At 62.6% G+C, this 2034-nt stretch carries 3 protein-coding genes; all 3 read left to right on the top strand.

Going from position 1 to position 2034, the window contains the following annotated elements; genetic code table 11:
* Positions 1-247: 247 nt before the first annotated feature.
* Positions 248-544 (top strand): hypothetical protein, encoded by a 297-nt coding sequence (locus AB0P29_RS16125; RefSeq protein WP_363381232.1) that lies wholly within the window; start codon positions 248-250, stop codon positions 542-544.
* The gene (locus AB0P29_RS16120) at positions 541-945 is read left to right on the top strand and encodes a four-helix bundle copper-binding protein (protein ID WP_363381230.1); all 405 of its coding nucleotides are present in this window, start codon (positions 541-543) and stop codon (positions 943-945) included. Before AB0P29_RS16125 ends, AB0P29_RS16120 begins: the two co-directional genes overlap by 4 nt.
* Positions 946-1072: 127 nt before the next feature.
* Positions 1073-1693 (top strand): DUF305 domain-containing protein, encoded by a 621-nt coding sequence (locus AB0P29_RS16115; RefSeq protein ID WP_363381228.1) that lies wholly within the window; start codon positions 1073-1075, stop codon positions 1691-1693.
* Positions 1694-2034: the final 341 nt, after the last annotated feature.

The following is a 2034-nucleotide window of genomic DNA, read 5'->3' as shown; positions in this document are numbered from 1 at the left end:
CACTGAGCATCCGAGAGCACCTGAAACCGCGTCACGACCTCAGACTCTCAGCGCGCCGCCGAACTATTTGTCAGACACGCCCTAGGTCGCGACGGCGGCACGACATGGGAGCCGGTGGCCTTCACGGGCGAGAATGACTTCCACGTTCTCACCGCCGCACCGGACGCATCATCGCCACGACGCCCGACGGGCCTCAGGTCGGTATCGACCAAGGGCGACGTTCGGACCGCTGCCAGACAGCCCGACCATGTCCCTCATCGCTGTGTCCCCGGACGGCCAGCAACTGATCGGCGTGGGAAGCAAAGGCAGCTCGGAGAGGAGCACGACCCGCGATCTATCGTGGCGAAACATCGGCACGGCGCACGGCTCCGCGCAGGCATTCGCCATTACCGACGCTGGCGACATCCTCATCGTCGATGACAGCGGACCCAGCCAGCTGTTCTCCACTTATCGAAAAATTACAAGCCCCTCCGTCCATCCTCGACCTCGCTTTAGCGTGACCGCATTGGGGGAAGTGCCCCCGAAGAAGGAAGAGCCGCCATGACTGTTGCAGATCACATGCTCGCCACCCACCCGAAAGTCGGTTTCGCCGCAGCACAGGACGCCCTTCTGCGCTGTATCGAGGCGTGCGTCGAATGCGCCCAGGCATGTACCGCCTGCGCAGATGCATGCCTCGGAGAAGACATGGTCGCGGAGCTCGTCACGTGCATTCGGAAGAACTCCGACTGCGCAGATATCTGCGCCGTCACCGGTGCAGTGCTTTCCCGCCAAACCGTGCCGGATGTCGCGACAGTTCGCGCCTTGCTCGAAGCCTGCCGCACCGCCTGCGCATCCTGTGCCGCCGAGTGCGAACAGCACGCAGGCATGCACGAGCACTGCCGCGTGTGCGCCGAATCCTGCCGCCGCTGCGAGCAGGCATGCACCGACCTTCTCGCCGCTCTATAAGTCGACCAGGTTCGCAGTCGCCCAGTGAACACGACCTGCCATTGGCGGTCGCTGACGGGACGCTAGATGTCGCCATCGCCCCCCCGTCACTGTCGCCGCATCCGCTCCCATCCGAACAGGAGACGTCATGAGCTCGAACGACCACCACGACCCCCAGCAGAACGACCGAAGCGCAGCGACCGGCGATCACAGCCAACAAGGTCACTCCACGCCCTGGAAGATGTATCTGCGATTCGGGGCGATGATCCTCACCGGAATGGTTGTCATGTACTGGGTGATGTTCGTCGGCTCGTGGGAGTGGAGCCACGTCCGCTTCAGCGAAAGCCGCGTCTTCATGGCCCTGACCATGGGCGGTGCGATGGGGTTGGTGATGCTGGCGTGGATGCTCAACATGTACAAGAGCGTCAAAGCGAACATTGCCGTCGCCACAGTTAGCGTCCTGCTGCTCGCCGGCGGAGTCGCGCTTGACCGCAGTCAGATCACCGTGGACGACACCGCCTGGATGAACGCGATGATCCCCCATCACTCCCTCGCCATCACCCGCTCCGAACGTGCACAGATCCAGGACGTTCGCGTCTGCGAACTAGCCGCCGAAATCAGTGCGGCGCAGCGCAACGAAATCCTCGAGATGAACTGGCTCATCGACGACATTGCGAGCAATGGAATCGCTGGAACCCCCGAAGAGGCGCAGGCACGTCCCGCCCCAACATTCGATGAGACAGCTCTGCGAGAGTGCCCCAAGGAGTAGCTCGTCCAGATCTGCATGACCCGAGTGCGGTCATGACCTAGGAGCGAGCGTCATCACGTTGGCTGCGCCGAAAACGATCGTTTGTGGCATGCGCCGCGGCGATCGCGAAGTGAGCCCCCGAAACCCCGCACCGTTTCAGAACCTCGTTTCGGGACAGATGGAGTCGGTGCGGGGTGTGGACTTTGCCGCTCTCTGGCAGTGTTTTTTGATCGCTCGTTGGCGGGTGCGTCGGGCTCGGTAACTGGCTGAAAGCAGAGGGTTGTTGACTCTCTGCTTTGCTCGGTTAAAGCAGGGAGCCGAGGTCGGAGCCGAGGGAGGGGTAGGTGGCGGTGGTGGATTTG

This window comes from Microbacterium sp. NPDC080220, from assembly GCF_040686395.1.
Taxonomy (GTDB): domain Bacteria; phylum Actinomycetota; class Actinomycetes; order Actinomycetales; family Microbacteriaceae; genus Microbacterium; species Microbacterium gawkjiense.
The sequence above is the reverse complement of the archived record's forward strand: the minus strand, read 5'-3'. Positions and strand labels throughout refer to the sequence as shown.